A 20167-nucleotide genomic window follows, 5' to 3' on the forward strand; every position below is an offset into this window, starting at 1 on the left:
ACGAACGAACGGACGGAACGGGGGACGAGATGGGGACGGGATGGGGCGGGACGGGGCGGTACGGGATAGGGACGGAACAGGGGGCGGGACTTTGAGTGGTACGGGGGGGTGGTGCGGGTTCGGTGCGGCGGGCCGCTGGGGGTCAGCCCGCCGTCCAGCCGCCGTCGAGCGGGATGGACGCGCCGGTGAGGTAGCCGGAGTGGGGGCCGCACAGCCACAGGACGGCCGCGGCGACCTCCTCCGCCTCGATGAGCCGCTTGACGGGCGAGCGGGCCAGCATGACGTTCGTCAGGACGTCGCCCTCGCTGATGCCGTGGGCGGCGGCCTGGTCGCGGACCTGGCCCTCGACGAGGGGGGTCCGGACGTATCCGGGGTTCACGCAGTTGCTGGTCACGCCCTGCGAGGCGCCTTCGATCGCGGCGACCTTGCTGAGCCCCTCCAGCGCGTGCTTGGCCGTGACGTACGCGGCCTTGTAGGCGCTGGCCCTCAGGCCGTGGACGCTGGAGACGTTGACGATGCGGCCCCAGCCCTCCGCGTACATGTGCGGCATGACCCGGCGCATCAGCAGGAAGGGGGCGGTGACCATCACCTTCTGGATCAGCTCGAAGCGCTCCGGGGGGAACTCCGTCAGCGGCGCGACGTGCTGGAGGCCGGCGTTGTTGACGAGGATGTCCACCTCCGCGGGGAGGAGGTCGACGGCTCCCGGGTCGGCGAGGTCGGCCACCTGCGCCCGGCCGCCGGCGATCTCGGCGACCGCCTTGGCCGCCCCGGCGTCCCGGTCCACGACGTGGACGAGGGCGCCCGCCTGTGCCAGAGCGAGCACACAGGCCCGGCCGATGCCGCTGCCGCCGCCCGTCACCAGCGCCGTACGCCCGCTGAGGTCGATGCCGGCGCCGGGTGACGGCAGTGGGCTCGGGGTAGGAAATGTGTTCGTCATGGCGGGAAACAGTAGGGAGGGCCCTCTGCCCGGCCCATGGATGTGTCCACCACAGTGCCCGGCAATCCAGTGGTGCGGGACACCATAGGAGGCACCCCATGACACCTCATGGCACCTCATGGCACCTCATGGCACCCCTGTCACGCCCGCACAGTGGCCGTGCGGCGGCCGCGGGCCTCAGCGCGGGGCGCCGGTGGCCTTCCTCGTGTCCAGGGCGCAGCTGTTGGCGAGGGTCACGGGGTCCTGGCCGGCGGGCAGGGCGACGGTGCCCGAGGCGGGCGGGCGGTGGCCTGTCGCGAGCCAGCGTTCCAGGGCCGTGAAGGCGGTCCGGTGGCACGGCGTGAGCGGCCGGAGCCTGTCCGGGAACAGGTCGACGACGGAGTCGGTGTGGGTGCCGCCGTCGATGCGGTAGTAGCGGTGCAGCCATCCGCGTCCGGCGTCGCGCACCATCCGGGCGTAGACGTCGGAGTCCTGGCCGATGGGCAGGAGGGTGTCGAGGGTGCCGTGCAGGGTCATCAGCGGCTTGCCGATGCGCCCGGTCAGCGCGATCTTCTGCACGGCGCGCCGGACCTCGTCGGGCCGGGTCGCGTAGTCGTAGTCGGCGTCACAGCCGGGTGTGCCCGTGGCGCAGTACGGGGTGCCGGCCTCGGTCTCGCCGTCGTAGCCGGGGTCCAGCTCCTCGCGGTAGACGCGCTGGGTGAGGTCCCAGTAGACCTTGTGGTGGTACGGCCACAGGAACTCCGACTCGGCCGGGAATCCGGCGGCGTGCATCTCCTCGCGTGCCCTGGCGGCGCCCTCGCCGCCGGCGGCGTACACGGGGTAGGCGCGCAGCGTCCGGGGCAGGAAGTCCAGCAGGTTGGGGCCGTCCGTGCGCCAGAGGGTGCCCTCCCAGTCCACGCCTCCGTCGTAGAGCTCGGGGTGGTTCTCCAGCTGCCAGCGCACCAGGTAGCCGCCGTTGGAGATGCCGGTGACCAGGGTGCGGGCCGGGGGGCGGTGGTAGCGCTGGGCGATGGTGGCGCGGGCCGCGCGGGTGAGCTGGGTGACCCGGTCGTTCCACTCGGCGATGGCGTCGCCCGGCGCCTTGCCGTCCCGGTGGAAGGCGAGGCCAGTGTTGCCCTTGTCGGTGGCCGCGTACGCGTAGCCCCGGGCCAGCACCCAGTCGGCGATGGCCCGGTCGTTGGCGTACTGCTCGCGGTTGCCGGGGGTGCCGGCGATCACCAGGCCGCCGTTCCAGCGGTCGGGCAGGCGGATGACGAACTGGGCGTCGTGCTTCCAGCCGTGGTTGGTGTTGGTGGTGGAGGTGTCGGGGAAGTAGCCGTCGATCTGGATGCCGGGGACTCCGCTGGGGACGGCCAGGTCCTTGGGTGTCAGTCCCGCCCAGTCGGCCGGGTCGGTGTGCCCGGAGGCGACCGTTCCGGCCGTGGTCAGCTCGTCAAGGCAGGCGGCCCGCTGGAGTTCGGCGCCGGGGACGCGCAGTTGGCTCTGGCGGGCGCAGTGGCCGGTGGGGGCGTGCGGTGCCACCGCGGTCGCCGGGGCCGTGGTGAGGGTGAGTGCGGCCAGCACGAGGGCCGCCGACGCGCTCCGCCGCCGGGGGCGGGACGCGGGACGGAAGGTGGGGCGACGCATGGGTCTGCCTCCAGTGGTTCGTGGACGGGGACCGCGGGAGGCTATGCCGCCGGTCCGCCGGCCGGACATGGGTGTGCGGCCCACCGTCGGGGGGCCGTCGATGGGCTCCGCCGACATCCGCCGTGGGCGGCGATACGGCCCCGGGGTGTACGCCGGGGAGGCGCCGCGACCCCTTCCGTCCGAGGCCGCCGGACGCGGTGATCAGCACCATGCGGCGGGGGGTTGATGTGTGGGAGACAGCCATGGTCGGGCCCGTACCGCCTGCCTAGGCTCCCTTCCCATCGGTTGTATCGGCCACCGGTTCCGGCCCCCCGAGGTCGCTCCGGTCGCCCGAAGGAGAGGGTCCGTATGGGTCTGGACAAGACGGTCGCGAGTGCGGCGGAGGCGGTGGCCGACATCCCCGCCGGCGCGTCCCTCGCCGTGGGCGGCTTCGGGCTGTGCGGGATACCCGGCACGCTGATCGACGCCCTGTGGCAGCGCGAGGTCGACGATCTCAGGATCGTGTCGAACAACTGCGGCGTCGACGACTGGGGTCTCGGTCTGCTGCTCGCCGCGGGGCAGATCTCCCGGATGACGAGCTCGTACGTGGGCGAGAACAAGGAGTTCGCCCGCCAGTACCTGAGCGGGGAGCTGGAGGTCGAGCTCGTCCCGCAGGGCACGCTGGCGGAGCGGCTGCGGGCCGGCGGCGCGGGGATCCCCGCCTTCTACACCCCCGCCGGCACGGGGACGCAGGTCGGCGAGGGCGGTCTGCCCTGGAGGTACGCGGCCGACGGGACGGTGGCGGTCGCGTCGCCTGCCAAGGAGACGCGGGAGTTCGACGGGCGTCCGTACCTGCTGGAAGAGGGCATCACGACGGACTTCGCGCTGGTACGGGCGACCATCGGCGACCGGCACGGCAATCTCGTGTTCCGTTCCTCGGCCCGCAACTTCAACCCGCTGGCCGCCATGGCCGGACGGGTCACCATCGCCGAGGTCGACCACCTGGTCGAGCCGGGCGAGCTCGACCCGGACGAGGTGCACCTGCCCGGCATCTTCGTCCAGCGCGTGGTCCGGGTGACGCCCGGCGACCCCGCGGCCGAGCGGCGCGTCGAGCGCCGTACCGTCCGACAGGAAGGCGACGTCTGATGGCCCTGACCCGCGAGCAGATGGCGGCCCGCGCCGCCCTGGAGCTGACCGACGGCAGCTATGTGAACCTCGGCATCGGCCTCCCCACGCTCATCCCCAACCACCTCCCGCCGGGCATCGAGGTCGTGCTCCAGTCCGAGAACGGGATCCTCGGGGTGGGCCCGTACCCCTCCGAGGACGAGCTGGACGCCGATCTGATCAACGCGGGCAAGGAGACGGTCACGACGCTGCCCGGCGCCTCGTTCTTCGACTCGGCCCTGTCCTTCGGGATGATCCGCGGCGGGCACATCGACGCGGCGGTCCTCGGCGCCATGCAGGTCTCCTCGGCGGGCGACCTCGCCAACTGGATGATCCCCGGCAAGATGGTCAAGGGCATGGGCGGCGCGATGGACCTCGTCCACGGAGCCGGGCGGGTGATCGTCCTGATGGAGCACACCGCCAAGGACGGCACGCCCAAGCTCGTCGACAGCTGCGACCTGCCCCTGACCGGCCGTGGCGTCGTCCAGCGCGTCATCACCGACCTCGCCGTCGTCGACATCGCCTCCGACGGGTTCGTCCTGGTCGAGACGGCGCCGGGCGTCACCGTCGAGCAGGTCGTCGCGGCCACCGCGGCGCCGCTGCGTGTGCCGCAGGCGGTCGCCGCGGCCTCCTGAGGTCTTCCGCCGGTCCGGTGTTCCCGGACAGCCACCGGGCCGGCGGACTCGCCGTACTCCCGCTGTCCACCGGCCTCCGACACGAGGCCCCTCATGCTCCGTCCCGACCGCGCCCTGTCCGAGGCTGCCCTGCCTCGCGGTCGGGACGGACCCGTTTCCTCAGAGCATCGCCGTCCGGGAGCTGCGCGTGTTGCGGACCGTGACGGTGGCGATGTCGGAGCGGTAGCGGTCGTCCGACCACTCGATGGGGACTCCCTGGGAGTCGGTGGTGAGCCGACGCTCCCTCAGGAGGGGGAAGCCCTCGGGCACTTCGAGGAGCCGGGCGTCGAGGGCGTCGGCGGGGACGGCGTCGAAGGTGTGCCGGGCCGAGTGGAGGTCCACCCCCTGCTCCGTCAGCAGCGCGTAGATCGACCCGGCGTCCAGGTCGGCTTCGAGGAGGCGGCGGCCGATCGGCTCCACGTACGTCATGCGCTCCAGCATCGCGGGGCGCCCGTCGAGCAGCCGCAGGCGCACGAGCTGCACGGCCAGGTCGTCCGGGTCGGTCTCCAGCGCCGCCGCGGTCTCGGGTTCCGGCCGGCGCAGGGCGATCTCCTGGAGGCGCTGGCCGGGCACGTGCCCGGTCAGTTCGGCGCGGCGGGTGAAGGAGAGGAAGGACTCGAAGGGCTGGGCCGGGACGGCGTCGAGGACGGTGGCCCGCTTCCCCTGGCCCCCGCTGATGAGGCCCTCGTCCCGCAGCGTGGCCAGTGCCTGGCGGACCGGGCCGCGCGACGCCGAGAACTCCTCGCCCAGTTGGGCCTCGGACGGAACCGACTCACCCACCTTGAGTTCGCCGCGGCGGATGCGGCGGCGGAGCTCGTCGGCGATGGAGCGGTGCAAGGGAGTAGCCATGTCCGGGACCCTACCCGGCCGTTGCCGAGGGATCCGGGGCCCGCCCGGCGGGCGGGTGAACTCTCGATGACTTGTACATACAAGTCCTTGTCGTACGTCGTGACCGGCTGCCAGGTTCTCTCCGTGACCGCTCCCCCGACTGCTACGGCAAGGAGACGAACCATGGCCGAAATCGGTATCGGCATCGACAGACGGACGATGCTGGCCGGCGGCGTCGCGGCCGCCCTGACCACCGCCACCCTGACCGCCACCGCCGCCCCCGCGAGCGCCTCGGCCGCCGACGGCGCACCCGTCCGCGCCGCCGTGCTGGAGCACGCCGATCAGTGGACCCGCGCGACGGGCCTGGCCGAGCTGCTGCGCCGGGCGGGCGTGACGGTCGTCCCGCTCGACCTCTCCCGGCCGGCGGACGCGCAGCCGGAGCCCGTGGACCTCATCGCCTTCGGCAGCTTCACCAACAACGAGCCGCGCTACGACGCGTACATCGCGGCGCACGGCGCCTCGCTGCGCGCTTTCGTCGCGGCGGGTGGCGTCGCCCTCGACCTGGCGCAGTCCGACCAGTTCGGCGCGCGCGTCGCCTACCTGCCCGAGGGGCTCGGCGCCGTGCGGACCGACGCCGACTACGACACCATCCATCCCACGGCCCCCGACCACCCGCTGGTCGCGGGCCTCCGGACCGACGGCGGCCGCCTGTTCACCGGGCGCGCGACGGGCGTCCGGGTCAGCTGGGAGACCGTCAAGGAGTGGCGCTCGATGCGCGTGCTCATGGCGTGCGACGCCACCGTGTTCCCGCCGGCGCTGCTGGAGGGGCGGCACGGCTCCGGCCGGTTCCTGGTCTCCAGCCTCACCGTCGACAAGTGCTTCGGCGCCACGGGCGCGGCCACCCAGCCCGCCGCGGCCGTCGAGGACAGCGTCGCGTTCTTCACGGCGCTCGCGCGGTACGTCCGCCTGGTGCGGGCGGGCACGGCTCCGGCCGTGACGCCCACGCCCATGCCGCCCGAGGCGCCGGCCGGACCCCTCGTCGGGCACGTGGACACGGCGAGCGCCCGGATCTGGGCCCGGCCCGGACTCGACGCCGCCCTCCACCCGGCGTGGCGGTGCACCTTCCGCACCGGGTCGCGCCCCCGGCGTACGGTCGTCGCCGAGTTGTCGGAGGAGAACGACCGCACCCTCCTGGTCGACCTGTGCGGACTGCGGCCCGGCACACGGTACGAGTTCACCCTCGAACCGTTCGCGCCCGCCCCGGGGTTCACGCCGCTGACGGGGTCGTTCACCACCGCCCCTCCGCCCCGCCGCCCGGGCGTCGTCACGATGGGCCTGGGCTCCTGCGCCCCCTCGACCCCCGACCACGTCTGGACGAGGGTCATGGACGAGGGGTGCGACAGCTTCGTCATGCTCGGCGACACCCCCTATGTGGACAGCTCCGACGTGGCCGTCGCCCGCCGCAAGCACCGCGAGTTCCTCGTCCAGCCCGAGATATCCCGGCTGATCAGCTCCATGCCCGTCTGGGCGACCTGGGACGACCACGACTTCGGCGGCAACGACAAGCACGGCGACTACACCGGCAAGGCGAACAACCGCACCGCGTTCGTCGACCACCGCGCCAACGCCACCTTCGGCCACGACGCCGACGGGTTCCCGCTGACCGACCGCGGGTCGGGCGAGGGGGTCTACACCTCGTTCCGCCGCGGCCCGATCGAGGTCTTCCTGCTGGACCCGCGCTGGTTCAGCCGTACGGAACCCAGCTGGGCCGACCCGTCGAAGCCGACCTGTCTGGGGCGGGTGCAGTGGGACTGGCTGCGGGAGCGGCTGCGGGAGAGCACCGCCCCGTTCAAGGCGCTCGCCACGGGGATGATCTGGGACGACAAGCAGAACAGCGAGTCCGACGACTGGGGCTACTACGCGCACGAGCGGGACGCGATCCTCGACTTCATCACGGCCGAGCGCATCCCCGGCTGCTTCCTCGTCGGCGGCGACATCCACGTCTCCCGTGCCCTGGACTACGGCCCGCGCGTCGGCTACGACCTCTGGCAGTTCATCGTCAGCCCCCTGCACGACCGCACCATCCCGAGCCTCAACGTGCCGAGCCCCCACCTCGTCCACAGCGCCGTGGAACCGCACACCTTCCTGAAGCTGGTCGCCGACACCACCGTGAGCGACCCCACCCTCACCGCCACGTGGATCAACCGCGACGGCCGGCGGCTCTTCGAGGTGCGCCGGAAGGCATCGGAAATGGGCCACCGGGTGTGACGGGAGACGTCCGCCCGACTGTCAGATGAACAACGAACGACTTGTCCATACAAGTCATTGACCGGGGTCGGCAGCGCCTGAAAACGTGCCGTTGCCGACCCCGTACGGGACAACCCGCCGGGGCGCACTCCCCCTCGCCGCCCCACCCCGCCCCGGTCCGGGCCCCCCACCCCGCCCGGCCCCGCCCTCCGCTCACCCCACCTCGCCTCACCTCACTCACCGGAGCCCATCGTGTCCGTCCGCCGCCCCGCCCTCGCCGGCCTGCTCACCGTCTCCCTCGCCCTCGCCCTGACGGCCTGCGCGGGCGACTCCGGCAAGCCGGCCTCCGCCACCTGCCCCGACGGGCGGATCCGCTTCGGCGTCGAGCCCTTCGAGGACCCCGCCAAGCTCACCCCGGCCGCGAAGGTGCTCGCCGACGCGCTCTCGGAGAGCCTCGACTGCCCGGTCGAGCTCACGGTCACCGAGGACTACGCCGCCGAGGTCCTCGCCATGGAGAACGGCAAGCTCGACATCGGCCTCTTCGGCCCCCTCGGCTACGTCTTCGCCGAGAAGCGGGCCAAGGCCGAGGCCCTCGTCTCGTTCGGCGACGAGAAGGGCGTGCTCTCCAGCTACACCGCGGGCATCTGGGTCCCCAAGGGCTCGCCCGTCACCTCCGTCGGCGAGCTGCGCGGCCGCTCCCTCGCCCTCGGCTCGGTCGGCTCCACCTCCGGCGACGCCCTCCCCCGCAAGGCCCTGCTCGACGCCGGCCTGAAGAAGGACGACGTCAAGGTCACCTACGCGGGCGGCCACCCCGAGGCGCTCCTCGCCCTCGTCAACGGCAAGGTCGACGCCGCCGAGATCAACTCCCAGCAGCTCGCGAGCGCCACCGCCTCCGGCACCTTCGACGCGTCGAAGTTCACGAAGGTCTGGTCCTCGGCCCCGATCCCCAACGACCCCATCACCGTCCGCGGCGACCTCGACCCGGCGTTCAAGAAGGCCGTCAAGGACGCGCTCCTCGGCCTGCCGGCCGACAAGGTCGGCGAGATCGGCGCCCTGCTCGACGTCGACCCGCCGGCCCCGCTCGTCCCGGTCGACTCGTCCACCTACAAGCCGCTCTTCGACCTCGCCGAGACGCTCAAGCTGACCGAGAAGGACGTCTGATGCTCGACCTGACCGGCATCACCGTGCGCTACGCGGAGCGGCAGGTCCTGCACGGCGTGGACGTCACCGTCGCCCGCGGGGAGCTCCTCGCCGTCCTGGGCGCCAACGGCTCCGGCAAGTCGACCCTGCTGCGCGCCGCCGCCGGCCTCGAACCCATGGCGGCGGGCACCGTCACCCTCGACGGTACGTCCCTGGGCCCGCTGGACGTGGCCATGGTCTTCCAGCACATCCACCTCGTCCGGCGCCGCTCGGTGCTCGACAACGTGTGCGCGGGCGCCCTCGGCCGCCTGTCGCTGCGGCAGTCGCTCGTCCCGGCCCTCTTCCCGCGCGCCGTACGCGAGGAGGCCATGGCCTGCCTCGACCGCGTCGGCCTCGCCGACCGCGCCCACGACCGGGCGGGCAGCCTCTCCGGCGGCCAGCAGCAGCGGGTCGCGGTGGCCCGCGCGCTCTGCCAGCGCCCCCGTGTCCTCTTCGCCGACGAGCCGGTCTCCGCCCTCGACCCCGCCGCCTCGGAACAGGTCCTCGCCCTGCTCGCCGAGCTGGCCCACGAGGAAGGGCTCGCCGTCCTGGCGGTCCTGCACCAGCCCGCGCTCGCCGCCCGGCACGCCGACCGAGTGGTGGGCCTGCGCGACGGACACGTCGTCCTGGACGGCCCCCCGCGCCAGGACGTCGACATCCTGTACCAGCCCACGATCCTGAAGGCCGTCTGATGACCCTCACCCACGAGGTACGGAGGCTCCCCGTACCCGCCAAGCCGCGCCGGCCCCGGGCCGTGCTCCTGGGCACGGCCGTCACCACCGTCGTGGTCGCCGCCCACCTCCTGGCCTGGGACGCCACCGAGATGTCCTTCGGCGCGCTCGCCGAGGGCTGGGGCGGCATGGTGGACTTCCTCGCCGAGGCCGTCCCGCCCGACCTCAGCTGGGAGGTCCTCCGGCCCAGCCTCGACGGCGCCCTCGTCACGCTCTGGATCGGCCTCCTCGGCACCACCCTGTCCGTGCCGCTCTCCCTCGTCCTCGCCCTGCTCGCGGCGCGCGGCACCGCGCCGTCGAAGGCGGTCTACCAGGCGTCCCGGTCCCTGCTGTCGTTCCTGCGCGCCGTGCCCGACGTCGTGTTCGCCCTCGTCTTCGTCACGGCGGTGGGCCTCGGCCCCTTCCCCGGAGTCCTCGCCCTGCTCCTCCACAACGTCGGCGTGATGGGCAAGCTGTGGGCGGAGGCGCTGGAGGACGCGGACCCCGGGCCGGCGCACGTGCTCCGCTCTGCCGGCGCCGGCCGGATCCAGGTGGCGGCGCACGCCCTGCTGCCGACGGTGACGCCCCAGTTCATCGGACTGCTCATGTACCGGCTCGACGTCAACGTCCGCTCCTCCCTGGTGCTCGGGCTGGTCGGCGCGGGCGGCATCGGCTTCCTCATCAACCAGTCGATCAAGCTCTTCCAGTTCGACGAGATGCTGACGCACATCCTGGTCGTCCTCGTCCTGATCGTGGCCGTCGACCGGCTGTCGGCGCTGGTCCGGCGCCGCCTGTCCTGACCCCGGCCGACCCCCCGCGGAGACCCCCATGACTGCTTCCCTCCCCAGCCCCTCGTCCCCCGGCCCCGCCTCCCCCGAGGCCGCGGCCCCGCCGCTGGCGGCCGTGTGGTCGGGTGCAGACGGGGGCTTCGCCCTCGTCCCCCAGCCCCGCCCCGAGCTGGCCCCCGGCGAGGTCCTGGTCCGCGTCGAGCTCGCCACGATCTGCGGCAGCGACCTCCACACCCTCGCGGGCGACCGGCCGACCCCGGTGCCGACCGTCCTCGGCCACGAGGCGGTCGGCCACGTCGAGGAGGTGGCCGGCTCCGTCCGCACGGCGGACGGCCGGCCCGTCACCCCCGGACAGCGCGTGACCTGGACGGTCGGCACCTCCTGCGGAAGCTGCCGCCGGTGCGCCCGGGGCGTCCCGCAGAAGTGCTCCGACCTGCGCAAGTACGGGCACGAGGCACTCACCGACCGCTGGCGGCTCAACGGCGGCTTCGCCACCCACTGCCACCTCGTCGCGGGCACCGGCCTCGTGACCGTGCCCGCGAGCCTCCCCGCCGAGGTGGCGGCTCCCGCCAACTGCGCGACGGCCACCGTGGTCTGCGCGGCACGCCGGGCGGGTCTGTCGGCAGGCGACTCCGTCATCGTGATCGGCTGCGGCATGCTCGGCCTGACCGCGATCGCCTACGCCCGCGAACTGGGGGCCGAGCACGTGGTCGCCTGCGACGTGGACGAGAGCAGGCGGCGGCAGGCCCTGGACTTCGGGGCCACCGCCGTGTGCGGACCGGACGGACTGGCGGAACTCGCCCGAGCGTACGGCGCCGACGTCGTCCTCGAACTCTCCGGGAACCACCACGCCGTGCGGTCGGCCCTGGAGGTCGTCGGGATCGACGGGCGCGTCGCCCTGGTCGGCTCGGTCTCCCCCGGCCCCCGCGTCGACTTCGCGCCCGACGCCTTCGTACGTAACCTCTCGCGCGTCGTCGGCACCCACAACTACACCGTCGACGACCTGGCCGAAGCGGTCCGCTTCCTGGACCGGACCCCCCTCCAGGACCGCTTCGCCGCCCTGGTGCCGTACGCGCTCCCCCTGAACGACCTCGACGCGGCCGTGGCCGCCGCCCGCGAGGGCACCGCACCGCGCGTCGCCGTCCTTCCCCCGGTCTCATAACGACGCACGAACGATGCGCCTTGAGGACCTGCCGCCGTTCCCCGGAACCTGAGGAGGACGGAGCCCCCGCCCAGGCAGCGGGCCGGAGGAGGAGTCGTCATGAGCGCAGCGGCACCAGCACCCCCATCCATACCCGCACCCACAGCCACATCCGCACCCATCCGTACGGCCCACGGCGCCGAAGCACCCGCGGGGACGCTCCGCGCAATCGGTGCGCGGACGCCCCGTGACGCGAGGGGGAACGGATGAACCGGCGAACCGTCGCGGTCGTCGGGGCGGGAGTGGCCGGCCTGACCGCCGCTCACGTGCTGTCGCGGACCGCCGACGTGGTGCTGTACGAGGCGGACGCACGGCTCGGCGGACACGCGCACACCCATGAGCTGCCGACCCGGGGCGGCGGCACCGTCCACGTGGACACCGGCTTCATCGTCCACAACGAGCGGACCTACCCGCTGCTCCTGCGGCTCTTCCGCGAACTCGGCGTGGAGACCCAGGACGCCGAGATGAGCATGTCGGTACGGTGCGACGGCTGCGGTCTCGCCTACGCGGGCGCCCGCGGCCCGCGCGGTCTGCTGGGCGGCGGCAACCTGCGCCGCGGCCGTCATCTGCGGATGCTCGCCGACGTGCCGCGCTTCCACCGGGCGGCCCGCCGGCTGCTCGCCGCGGGAGACGACAGCCAGACCTTCGGCATGTTCCTGGCACGCGGCGGGTTCTCGCCGTACTTCGTCGGTCATTTCGCCGTCCCGCTCGTGTCCGCCGTCTGGTCCTGCGCCCCGGACACCGCGCTCCTGTACCCGGCGGCGTACCTCTTCCGGTTCCTCGACCACCACGGGCTCCTCTCCACCACCGGCTCGCCGCAGTGGCGGACCGTCACGGGAGGCTCCGGCGCGTACGTCGAAAAGGTGGCCAAGCGACTCGCCGCCGTCCGCACCGCCACCCCGGTCCGCGCGATCGAACGGGGCACGGACCGGGTCCGCGTGACCACCGAGGACGGCGAGTCCGAGACCCACGCGGCCGTCGTCGTCGCCGTCCACCCCGACCAGGCCCTGCGGATGCTCACCGACGCCACCCCCGACGAACGCCGGATCCTCGGCGCGTTCACGTACTCCCGCAACCCCACCGTGCTCCACCGCGACACCAGCGTCCTTCCGGCCGCGCCGCACGCCCGCGCCTCGTGGAACTACTGGCTCCCCTCCTGCGACGCGCGCCCCGAGGCGGTCAAGGTCAGCTACGACCTGAACCGGCTCCAGCGCCTCCCGGTCGACGAACCGCACATCGTCACCCTCAACGCCGACGGCCGCGTCGACGAGAGCACGGTGCTCGCCCGCATGGTGTACGAGCACCCCGTCTACACGCCCCGCTCCGTCGCCGCCCAGCGCGAACTCCCCGGCCTCGCCACGTCCGTGACCGCCTTCGCCGGCGCCTACCACGGCTGGGGATTCCACGAGGACGGCTGCCGCTCGGGAGTCGAGGCGGCCCGCGCCCTGGGGGTGACCTGGTGACCACCGACCGCGGCACACCCGCCCCCCTGGTGAAGCCTGTGGCGCCGACGGCTCCGACGGTGCCCGCGCTCTACCCCTGCGAGGTCGCCCACACCCGCGTCCAGCCGGTGCACCATGCCCTGCGGCAGCGCACGTACCTGTGGCTGGTCGACCTCGACGACCTGCCCCGGCTGCCCCGCCTCCTGCGCCCGCTGGCCCGCTTCGACGCCCGCGACCACTTCGGCGGCCGGGCCCCCACCCTCCGCGCGGGCCTCGACGCCTACCTCGCGTCCCACGGCGTACGGGACGCCGACGGACGGGTGCTGATGCTGGCCCACGCGCGCGTGCTGGGCCATGTCTTCAACCCGCTCACCCTGTACTGGTGCCACGACCGGACCGGCAGCCCCGTCTGCGTCGTCGCCGAGGTCCACAACACCTACGGCGGCCGGCACTGCTACCTCCTGCGGCCCGACGCCACGGGCCGCGCCGACGTCGCCAAGGACTTCTACGTCTCCCCGTTCTTCGACGTCGAGGGCTCCTACCGGATGCGGCTCCCCCTCCCCGGCGAGCGCCTCGACCTCACGGTCCAACTGCGGCACGCCGACGGAAGCCGGCCGCTGACCGCCACCGTCCGCGGCCACCGCAGGCAGGCCGGCACACGCGGCCTCCTCACGGCGGCACTGCGCCACCCCTGGTCCACCGCCGCCGTCAGCGCCGGCATCCGATGGCACGGGATCCGCCTGTACCTCAAGGGCGTTCCCGTCCGTCCCCGTCCCGTCCCGCCCACCAGAGAAGGCATGCTGTGACCGTCTCCGTCCCGTCGGCCGCCCTTCCTGTCGCGGCCCCCGGCCTCCCGCCCGTCGATCCGGAGCGCTGGCCCGACGTCGCCCGCCTCCCGCGCGCCTCGGCCCTCCGCACCGCCATCGCCCGGCGCGTCCTGGCCCGCGCCTTCGCCCGGCTGCCGCTCCGGACGGGCGAGACGACCCCGTTCCCCCCGGCGCAGCCCACCCTGACGCTGCACGACCCGGCCGCCTTCCACCGGCGGATCGGCGCCGACGGGCTGATCGGCTTCGGCGAGTCGTACATGGCCGGCGAGTGGGACAGCGACGACCTCGTGGGCCTCCTCACCGTGCTCGCCACGCACGTGGACGACCTCGTACCGGCTCCGCTGCGCCGGCTCCGGCGCGCCTGGGTGCACCGCCGCCCGGCCCGCGACCGCAACACCCTCGAAGGCGCCCGCGACAACGTCCAGCGGCACTACGACCTGTCGAACGACCTGTTCGCCCGCTTCCTCGACCCGAGCATGACCTACTCCTCGGCCGTGTTCGACGCCCTCCCCGCCACCCCGGACGCCTTCACCACCGCCCAGCACCGCAAGATCGACCGCCTGCTCGACCTGGCCGGAGTCGGCCCGGGGACCCGGCTCCTGGAGATCGGCACCGGCTGGGGTGAACTCGCGATACGCGCCGCGTCCCGGGGCGCCGACGTCCTCACCGTGACGCTCTCCGAGGAGCAGCGCGCGCTCGCCCTGCGCCGGATCGCCGAGGCGGGTGTGGCGCACCGGGTACGCGTCGAACTGCGCGACTATCGGGAAGTCGAGGGCCGGTATGACTCCGTGGTCAGCGTCGAGATGATCGAGGCCGTGGGCGCCGAGTACTGGCCGACCTACTTCGCGTCCCTGCGCCGCGTCCTCGCGCCCGGCGGGGCCGTCGCCGTCCAGGCCATCACGATGCCGCACGAGCGGATGCTGCACACCGCCCGCACCCACACCTGGATCAGCAAGTACGTCTTCCCCGGCGGCCTCATCCCGTCGCCGGACGCCCTCGCCCGGGAGAGCGCCGCCGCCGGCCTGAGCATCACCCACGACACCGGCTACGGGGCGCACTACGCCGAGACGCTCCGGCTCTGGCGGGAGGCGTTCGTCCGGGAGTCTGCGGCGGTCGGCGCACTCGGCTTCGACCGGGCCTTCCACCGCATGTGGGAGCTGTACCTGGCGTACTCCGAGGCGGGCTTCCGCGCGCACTACCTGGACGTCCGCCAGCTCCGCCTCGTCGCCGCGGACTCCCCCGGAGCGTCCCGATGACCTGGTCCGCGCTGGCGGTCAATCTGGCCGCGTCGGCCGGGGCGGCCCTCGCGGTCATGCTGGTGACCTTCGCGATCGCCTCGGTCAAGGGCGTGCACCGGATCGTCGACATCGCCTGGGGCCTGGCGTTCGCCGCCGTCGCCGCCGTCACCTGGGCGCTCTCCGCCGGGTACGGGGACGACGGCCGCAGGCTCGCCGTCACCCTGGCGACCTGCCTGTGGGGGCTGCGCCTCGCCCTCCACATCGCCCGCAGAGGCCGTGGCCACGGCGAGGACCCCCGCTACGCGAAGATGCTCGCCCGGGCCCCCGGCAGTCCGCGCCTCTACGCGCTCCGCTCCATCTACCTCCTCCAGGGCGCCCTCGTCTGGCTCGTCTCCCTGCCCGTCCAGGCGGCGGCCTACCTGCCGGACGGACCCGACCTGCTGCTCGCGCTCGGCCTCCTCCTCTGGGCGACGGGCCTCGCCTTCGAGACGGTCGGGGACCACCAGCTCGCCCGCTTCAAGTCCGACCCCGCGAACCGGGGACGGATCATGGACCGGGGGCTCTGGAGCTGGACCCGGCACCCCAACTACTTCGGTGACTTCCTGGTCTGGTGGGGGCTCTACCTGACCGCCTGCGCGAACTGGCCGACGGCTGCCCTCGTCCTGGTGTCGCCCCTGGTGATGAGTGCCCTGCTGATCTGGGGAAGCGGCAAGCGGCTCCTGGAGGCCCACATGGCGCACCGCCCCGGCTACGCGGACTACGCCGCCCGCACGAGCGGCTTCCTCCCTCGCCCGCCCCGCCGACCCGCACACCGGACCGGTGCGCGATGACGCCCGACGCCACCCCCACTCCCCGGCGCGGCGACGCCGGCCGTCTCGTCGTACGCAACGCACCGCCCGCCCCGGAAGCGGCTGTGCTCCTCCTCCCCGGCGGCCGCTCCGAGGGCCTCGGACCACCACCCCGGGTCGACCTGCCGGCCCTGCGCATGCGCCCGTTCGCGACCGCCGTCGCCCGCGCGCTCGCCGACCGGAACGTGCTCGTCGCGGAGGTCCGCTACCGCCACCGGGGCTGGAACGGCACCCGCCGCGACGCCGCCCGGGACACGACGGCCGCCCTCGCACAACTTCGGGAGCGAACCGGACCCCTCCCCGTCGTCCTCGTCGGCCACTCGATGGGCGGCCGCGCCGCGCTGAGCGCCGCCGGCGACCCGATGGTCCGCGGCGTGGTGGCCCTGGCGCCCTGGTGCCCGCCGGGCGAACCCGTCGAGCACCTCACGGGGCGCACGATCTACGTCCTGCACGACGAGTCCGACCGGATCACCTCCGCCCGGAAGTCCTGGGACTTCGTACGCAGAGCCCGAGCGGCGGGCGCTCAGGCGTTCGGGATCCCGATGCCCACCGGACGCCACTCGATGCTCCGCGGCGCCGCCGACTGGCACCGCCGCACCGCCGAACTCACCGCCTCGCTACTGCCTGGTGCGACCCCCGCGGCTCCCGCAGCTCCCGCGGCTCCGATGGAACGACGCGCAAACGATGCGACGGTGATTCCGCTCGATCCGGGGGACACTCAGAGCACCCGTCCGAGGTGACCGCTCCGTGCCCCTCTCGTTTGCACTGTCATGCAGCCGCACGAGACCTTCCCCAGCACCGACATATCGCCCGCCGCACCCCCTCGCCCCGGCCGGAACGACGCCGAGGCGGCGCTCGTCGAGCACTATCCACGGCTCGTCCGGCTCGCCCATCTGATTCTCCCTCCCGCCCTCGGCCGACACCGCCGCGTGCTCGCCGCACACGCGCTCGTACAGAAGTCCCTCGCGTCGGCGGCCCCGACACGCCCCGGCCCGGCCACCGGCCCGACGGTTCCGGCACAGCGCGGCGAACCGGGACCGGTCCTCGCCTGGCTGCGGGAACGCGTCGTGTCCGCCGCTCTGCACACGGCGGCCCGTCCCCGCTGGTCCCTCTGGCGTGCCCCCCTCCCCGCCGTCCTCGGCCTGAGGGTCTTCCCCCGGGCCGGCGGCGACGACGAACTCGCGCTGGAATCCGAACTGGCCACCGTGGCCCCGGAGGTGCGGGCCGCCTTCGCCCTGCGCGTCCTCGAAGGACTGACCGAGCCCTCCGCCTCCCTTCTCCTCTCCGCCGCGGGCGTGCCCTCGCCGGGCGAAGCCCTCCGTGCCGCCGAACGCCTCCGCGCCACCGTCGGCGCCGCTAGCGAATCGCTCCTGCACGGCGTCGAGTTCGACCCCTGCACCGTGCAGGCCCGCCCCACGGACCTTCTGCGCCGCCGGCACCGAACACGACTGGCCGCCCTCTCCGCCGCCGGACTGCTCGCCGCGTCCACCGCCGCCGTGCTCGCGCTGCGCCCTCCGCCGCCCGCACCACCCGCACCCGCGCCGCCCGTCACGGCTCTCGCCGCCGCGTCCGCCCGCGCGGCGGACCCCGGGCTCCTGGTCCGTGCCCCCGGCGAGCAGTGGGCCGACACGGCGAGCGTCGATCTGACCGCGTGGCCCGCCCGCGGGGCACGGACCGGCGACACGGCCCTGCTGTCCCGTGCCCTCGACGCCTGGGCCCGAGGCGCCGACGACCGCCCCGGCGTCCGGGTGACCGTCACACCGGACACCCCTAAGACCCCACCCGCCACACCGGCCCGGCTGCTCTTCGCCGGCCCGGTCGACGACTCCGCCGTCGTCCTCCTGTACGACGGCAGCCGGCTCGTCCGGTACGCCGAGCCGCTCACCGGCGGAGGCGAGACGGTGCTCGAACTGGCCCGAGCCGACGACGCGGACGTGACCAGCGGCGCGGCCGTGGCCGTGAGCCGAACGCCCCTCGGAACGCGGTTCCTGCTCGCCCCTTGGATCGACGAGAGCGCACTCCGCGACCTCCTGCGCCCCGACGTGCCCGCCCAACAACTGCCCGTCTCCAAGGACGGCGTGACCGACCCCGTACCGCAGGCACCGGACGACTGCGCCCGCGTTCCCGCGCTCCAGGTACGTTCGTCCACCAAAATCGTCGAGGACCACTCCTTCCTCCTGACGGACCTCGGTGAGCTCGCCCCCGCCCACCTGACGTGGACCCCGGCACCCGGGACCGGAGCCCCCGCGCGCCAGCCGCGCGAGGCGACGTCCTCGGCGGGCCTCGCCGCCTGGGCCCGTTCGGCCTGCGCGCTGTCGGAGCTGCGGGGAACCGGCGTTCGCGCCGTGAACCGGTGGGAGTTCGCCCAGCAGACCCTCCCGGAACGGGCCGGACGCGCCACCTGGACCTGCACCCGCGCGGAGAGCTGGGACGGTCGCGCCCGCGTGACGGTGGCGTGGGAGGGACCGGACCCCCGCTCCCGCCCGACGCCGGTACGAGCCTCGGGCCCGCCGCCCCCGGACACGGCGGCGTGCAGTCGCTTCGGCCAGCACCTGCTGGCGGGAACGTACTGGACGGCCCCGTCAGGAGCCCGCTACTACCTTGCCGCCGGCAGCCGCGCCCTGACCACGATCACCGCCCGCGGCCCCGTCTCCGCCACCGTCCGAGGACAGATCCTGGCCGTCCGCACGAACGCGACCGGCCAAGTCCGTCTGACCGGCTCGGTGCCCGGCTCGGGTGAGCTACGGGGCTGGGGAGAGCCGGGGCCGTGAGCGGTGGGATGCGGCCGAGACGAAGTGGATGTCCGCTCTCACCGTCTGCGGGGCGAGGGTGTCGTTGACTCCCGCCAGCAGCACGTCGATCGCGGGGAGGGCTTCGTCGGGGGAGGCGTCGCGTCGGAGTGCGATCTTCATGCGCAGTCTCAGGTGGCGGCCGTCGCGGGTGACGCGGGTCCTGCACCGGGCCACTCCGCCTGTTCTTAGTGCCTCCTCGGTGACGGCTCGCTCCAGCGCTCTCCGGAGCATGACCGTGTCACGCGTCGTGAGAGGAAGCTTCGCATGCGCGCCGCGCCTGACTTGCCGCGCGCACCACAGGGCGAGGAGCCCGGAGGTCACGGTCGCCACGGCGACCACGGACGCCGGCCACCACACCTGGAGTCGGAGCTCCGCCAGAACTCTCGTGGCGATCCCGAAGCCCTGCGATCCCTGGTCGCGCCGACTCATGAGGAGAACCGCGCACCCGACCGACACGAGGCTGGCGAGGGCCAGGAAAGTGCGGTTGGCGATGGTGAGGTGTCGTGGTGTCACGCGTCTGCTCCTTCACGGATCGCGATCGACGGCGTGTCGTCGTCCTTCGGGGTTCTGGGAGCCCCGAAACGGCCGGATACGGATCCGGGCTCGGGCACGGGGACTTCTGGGACAGTGGTTCTGACGGCCACGCGCAGTCGGGGTGGGCGCGCCAGCCGGCAGGCACTCAGCGCCTGGTGAGCTGCCTGCTGAGCCTCAGCGAGTGCGGTCTCTCGGTCCTCGGACGTCAGCGTGGCTCGTACGGCGGCCGTGCGGCGGCTCACTCGTACCTCGACTGGTCCGATGCCACTCACGGCGCCCACGGCATCACGGAGGAGAGTCTCGATCACCGTTCGGTCGACGGAGGCGGTCCGGGCTGGTGCGGAGGAGACCGTCCATCGGCGTCGGTGCCCCGGAGTCAGCGCCATGAGGATCATGAGGATCCCCATGGCGAGGGCCGCCCCAGCCGCGAGGGCCGTCAGGAGCGCTCCCGCGTCAGTGGCGGCCGGCCAGACGGTGACCCGGCGCCCCTGGAGGCGGTCCATCGCGACCTCCACCGCCAGGGCGCCGAGGGCGAGTGAGCCCAGCAGGGACAGGACCGCCACAGGGATCCGGCGCTGCGACCAGCACCTTCGTGGCGTCCGTGGCGTCGGTGCGGCGCCACTCGCGGTGAACTCCGGTGACGGCGGGGTCTCGGCAGACGACAGCGTCAGGGCGGAGACCCGGACGCCGGGCTTCTCGCAGTGAAGGCCCGTCAGGTCCTGTGTACGGCTGGCCACATGCTCTTGCAGGCTCTTCACTGCGTCCGGCACGGAGTCTGGGCGGTGCAGTCTCACATCGAGGTGTACGTGCGCCTGGCCTCCCCTCACCTTCGCCGTCGTCCGGTTCGCGGTGCTGCCTGCGGGCAGCGCCTCGGTGGTCGCGTGGTGGGCGGTCGTGCGGACCGCCTTCTCCGAGACACGGGTGGTACCCCGGCGGCCTGGCGTCGTCATCGTCGGCTCCTCTCGACGGTCTCGCGCAGATCCTGGACGCGTCCGCCGCCGTCGAGCCAGGCGCCGATCGCCCAGCCCAGGCCCCCCAGCGCGGCCACGAGCAGGAACGCCCCCACCCCTCCGAAAAAGGCCGCGAAGGCCAGGGCGATGCCGGCGGCCATACCTGTGAACGCCTTGCTCATTGCCGATCCTTGTTCCGCTCG

The 20167-nt window shown here is 73.6% G+C and carries 19 protein-coding genes; 13 read left to right on the top strand and 6 right to left on the bottom strand.

Features of this window, described 5'->3' with window-relative positions:
- Positions 1-142 precede the first annotated feature (142 nt).
- Positions 143-937 (bottom strand): 3-hydroxybutyrate dehydrogenase, encoded by a 795-nt coding sequence (locus tag ACFXMG_RS01815; RefSeq protein WP_383813768.1) that lies wholly within the window; start codon positions 935-937, stop codon positions 143-145.
- 177 nt (positions 938-1114) lie between these two features.
- Positions 1115-2563: a tannase/feruloyl esterase family alpha/beta hydrolase gene (locus ACFXMG_RS01820; protein WP_383813770.1), complete on the bottom strand. Its 1449-nt coding sequence runs from the start codon at positions 2561-2563 to the stop codon at positions 1115-1117.
- Positions 2564-2911: 348 nt separating this feature from the next.
- Between ACFXMG_RS01820 and ACFXMG_RS01825 the strand changes: the two genes are divergently transcribed.
- Together ACFXMG_RS01825 and ACFXMG_RS01830 are read left to right on the top strand one after the other, a co-directional pair.
- Entirely contained in the window at positions 2912-3688 is a 777-nt protein-coding gene (locus ACFXMG_RS01825) for a CoA transferase subunit A (protein ID WP_383813772.1), read from the top strand.
- Positions 3688-4341 (top strand): CoA transferase subunit B, encoded by a 654-nt coding sequence (locus ACFXMG_RS01830; protein ID WP_383813774.1) that lies wholly within the window; start codon positions 3688-3690, stop codon positions 4339-4341. Before ACFXMG_RS01825 ends, ACFXMG_RS01830 begins: the two co-directional genes overlap by 1 nt.
- A 159-nt stretch (positions 4342-4500) precedes the next feature.
- Here ACFXMG_RS01830 and ACFXMG_RS01835 read toward each other — a convergent pair whose 3' ends face one another.
- Positions 4501-5229: a GntR family transcriptional regulator gene (locus ACFXMG_RS01835; RefSeq protein WP_383813776.1), complete on the bottom strand. Its 729-nt coding sequence runs from the start codon at positions 5227-5229 to the stop codon at positions 4501-4503.
- A 162-nt stretch (positions 5230-5391) separates the two neighbouring features.
- On the opposite strand from ACFXMG_RS01835, the gene ACFXMG_RS01840 reads away from it, so the two are divergent.
- From ACFXMG_RS01840 to ACFXMG_RS01890, 11 genes are all read left to right on the top strand, one after another.
- Positions 5392-7476 (top strand): alkaline phosphatase D family protein, encoded by a 2085-nt coding sequence (locus ACFXMG_RS01840; protein WP_383813778.1) that lies wholly within the window; start codon positions 5392-5394, stop codon positions 7474-7476.
- Between the two features lie 231 nt (positions 7477-7707).
- Positions 7708-8616 (top strand): phosphate/phosphite/phosphonate ABC transporter substrate-binding protein, encoded by a 909-nt coding sequence (locus tag ACFXMG_RS01845; RefSeq protein WP_383813780.1) that lies wholly within the window; start codon positions 7708-7710, stop codon positions 8614-8616.
- Positions 8616-9326 carry a phosphonate ABC transporter ATP-binding protein gene (locus tag ACFXMG_RS01850; protein WP_383813782.1) on the top strand — a complete coding sequence of 237 codons (711 nt, stop codon included), beginning with the start codon at positions 8616-8618 and terminating at the stop codon, positions 9324-9326. The genes ACFXMG_RS01845 and ACFXMG_RS01850 overlap by 1 nt, the downstream gene beginning before the upstream one ends.
- Positions 9326-10144, top strand: a complete 819-nt coding sequence (gene phnE, locus ACFXMG_RS01855; RefSeq protein ID WP_383813784.1) for a phosphonate ABC transporter, permease protein PhnE — start codon at positions 9326-9328, stop codon at positions 10142-10144. Before ACFXMG_RS01850 ends, phnE begins: the two co-directional genes overlap by 1 nt.
- Before the next feature lie 28 nt (positions 10145-10172).
- Positions 10173-11294: a zinc-binding dehydrogenase gene (locus ACFXMG_RS01860; protein ID WP_383813786.1), complete on the top strand. Its 1122-nt coding sequence runs from the start codon at positions 10173-10175 to the stop codon at positions 11292-11294.
- Between the two features lie 245 nt (positions 11295-11539).
- On the top strand, positions 11540-12796 hold the full coding sequence (locus tag ACFXMG_RS01865; RefSeq protein ID WP_383813788.1) for an NAD(P)/FAD-dependent oxidoreductase: 1257 nt from the start codon (positions 11540-11542) through the stop codon (positions 12794-12796).
- 59 nt (positions 12797-12855) lie between these two features.
- Entirely contained in the window at positions 12856-13581 is a 726-nt protein-coding gene (locus ACFXMG_RS01870; RefSeq protein ID WP_383813966.1) for a DUF1365 domain-containing protein, read from the top strand.
- Entirely contained in the window at positions 13578-14858 is a 1281-nt protein-coding gene (locus ACFXMG_RS01875) for a class I SAM-dependent methyltransferase (protein WP_383813790.1), read from the top strand. Before ACFXMG_RS01870 ends, ACFXMG_RS01875 begins: the two co-directional genes overlap by 4 nt.
- The gene (locus ACFXMG_RS01880) at positions 14855-15670 is read left to right on the top strand and encodes a DUF1295 domain-containing protein (protein ID WP_383813792.1); all 816 of its coding nucleotides are present in this window, start codon (positions 14855-14857) and stop codon (positions 15668-15670) included. The genes ACFXMG_RS01875 and ACFXMG_RS01880 overlap by 4 nt, the downstream gene beginning before the upstream one ends.
- Positions 15667-16428, top strand: a complete 762-nt coding sequence (locus tag ACFXMG_RS01885; RefSeq protein ID WP_383813794.1) for an alpha/beta fold hydrolase — start codon at positions 15667-15669, stop codon at positions 16426-16428. Before ACFXMG_RS01880 ends, ACFXMG_RS01885 begins: the two co-directional genes overlap by 4 nt.
- A gap of 30 nt (positions 16429-16458) precedes the next feature.
- Entirely contained in the window at positions 16459-18459 is a 2001-nt protein-coding gene (locus tag ACFXMG_RS01890) for a hypothetical protein (RefSeq protein ID WP_383813796.1), read from the top strand.
- Here the strand turns inward: ACFXMG_RS01890 and ACFXMG_RS01895 are convergent.
- Genes ACFXMG_RS01895 through ACFXMG_RS01905 form a run of 3 tightly spaced genes read right to left on the bottom strand, consistent with a single transcriptional unit; the run spans position 18430 to position 20146 of the window.
- Entirely contained in the window at positions 18430-18993 is a 564-nt protein-coding gene (locus ACFXMG_RS01895; protein WP_383813797.1) for a hypothetical protein, read from the bottom strand. The genes ACFXMG_RS01890 and ACFXMG_RS01895 overlap by 30 nt on opposite strands.
- Complete coding sequence (locus tag ACFXMG_RS01900) at positions 18990-19964, bottom strand: DUF6286 domain-containing protein (protein ID WP_383813799.1); 975 nt, start codon at positions 19962-19964, stop codon at positions 18990-18992. The genes ACFXMG_RS01895 and ACFXMG_RS01900 overlap by 4 nt, the downstream gene beginning before the upstream one ends.
- Complete coding sequence (locus ACFXMG_RS01905; protein ID WP_383813801.1) at positions 19961-20146, bottom strand: hypothetical protein; 186 nt, start codon at positions 20144-20146, stop codon at positions 19961-19963. The genes ACFXMG_RS01900 and ACFXMG_RS01905 overlap by 4 nt, the downstream gene beginning before the upstream one ends.
- Positions 20147-20167: the final 21 nt, after the last annotated feature.

This window comes from Streptomyces sp. NPDC059201 (assembly GCF_042754585.1).
In the GTDB taxonomy this organism is placed as follows: domain Bacteria; phylum Actinomycetota; class Actinomycetes; order Streptomycetales; family Streptomycetaceae; genus Streptomyces.

What these genes read in the sequence shown, in the direction of transcription:
- ACFXMG_RS01890 (WP_383813796.1), top strand. Translation starts at nt 16,459, where the DNA reads ATGCAGCCGCACGAGACCTTCCCCAGCACCGACATATCGCCCGCCGCA.
- ACFXMG_RS01825 (WP_383813772.1), top strand. Translation starts at nt 2,912, where the DNA reads ATGGGTCTGGACAAGACGGTCGCGAGTGCGGCGGAGGCGGTGGCCGAC.
- ACFXMG_RS01885 (WP_383813794.1), top strand. Translation starts at nt 15,667, where the DNA reads ATGACGCCCGACGCCACCCCCACTCCCCGGCGCGGCGACGCCGGCCGT.
- phnE (WP_383813784.1), top strand. Translation starts at nt 9,326, where the DNA reads ATGACCCTCACCCACGAGGTACGGAGGCTCCCCGTACCCGCCAAGCCG.
- ACFXMG_RS01830 (WP_383813774.1), top strand. Translation starts at nt 3,688, where the DNA reads ATGGCCCTGACCCGCGAGCAGATGGCGGCCCGCGCCGCCCTGGAGCTG.
- ACFXMG_RS01905 (WP_383813801.1), bottom strand. Translation starts at nt 20,146, where the DNA reads ATGAGCAAGGCGTTCACAGGTATGGCCGCCGGCATCGCCCTGGCCTTC.
- ACFXMG_RS01840 (WP_383813778.1), top strand. Translation starts at nt 5,392, where the DNA reads ATGGCCGAAATCGGTATCGGCATCGACAGACGGACGATGCTGGCCGGC.
- ACFXMG_RS01835 (WP_383813776.1), bottom strand. Translation starts at nt 5,229, where the DNA reads ATGGCTACTCCCTTGCACCGCTCCATCGCCGACGAGCTCCGCCGCCGC.
- ACFXMG_RS01820 (WP_383813770.1), bottom strand. Translation starts at nt 2,563, where the DNA reads ATGCGTCGCCCCACCTTCCGTCCCGCGTCCCGCCCCCGGCGGCGGAGC.
- ACFXMG_RS01865 (WP_383813788.1), top strand. Translation starts at nt 11,540, where the DNA reads ATGAACCGGCGAACCGTCGCGGTCGTCGGGGCGGGAGTGGCCGGCCTG.
- ACFXMG_RS01860 (WP_383813786.1), top strand. Translation starts at nt 10,173, where the DNA reads ATGACTGCTTCCCTCCCCAGCCCCTCGTCCCCCGGCCCCGCCTCCCCC.
- ACFXMG_RS01900 (WP_383813799.1), bottom strand. Translation starts at nt 19,964, where the DNA reads ATGACGACGCCAGGCCGCCGGGGTACCACCCGTGTCTCGGAGAAGGCG.
- ACFXMG_RS01815 (WP_383813768.1), bottom strand. Translation starts at nt 937, where the DNA reads ATGACGAACACATTTCCTACCCCGAGCCCACTGCCGTCACCCGGCGCC.
- ACFXMG_RS01850 (WP_383813782.1), top strand. Translation starts at nt 8,616, where the DNA reads ATGCTCGACCTGACCGGCATCACCGTGCGCTACGCGGAGCGGCAGGTC.
- ACFXMG_RS01880 (WP_383813792.1), top strand. Translation starts at nt 14,855, where the DNA reads ATGACCTGGTCCGCGCTGGCGGTCAATCTGGCCGCGTCGGCCGGGGCG.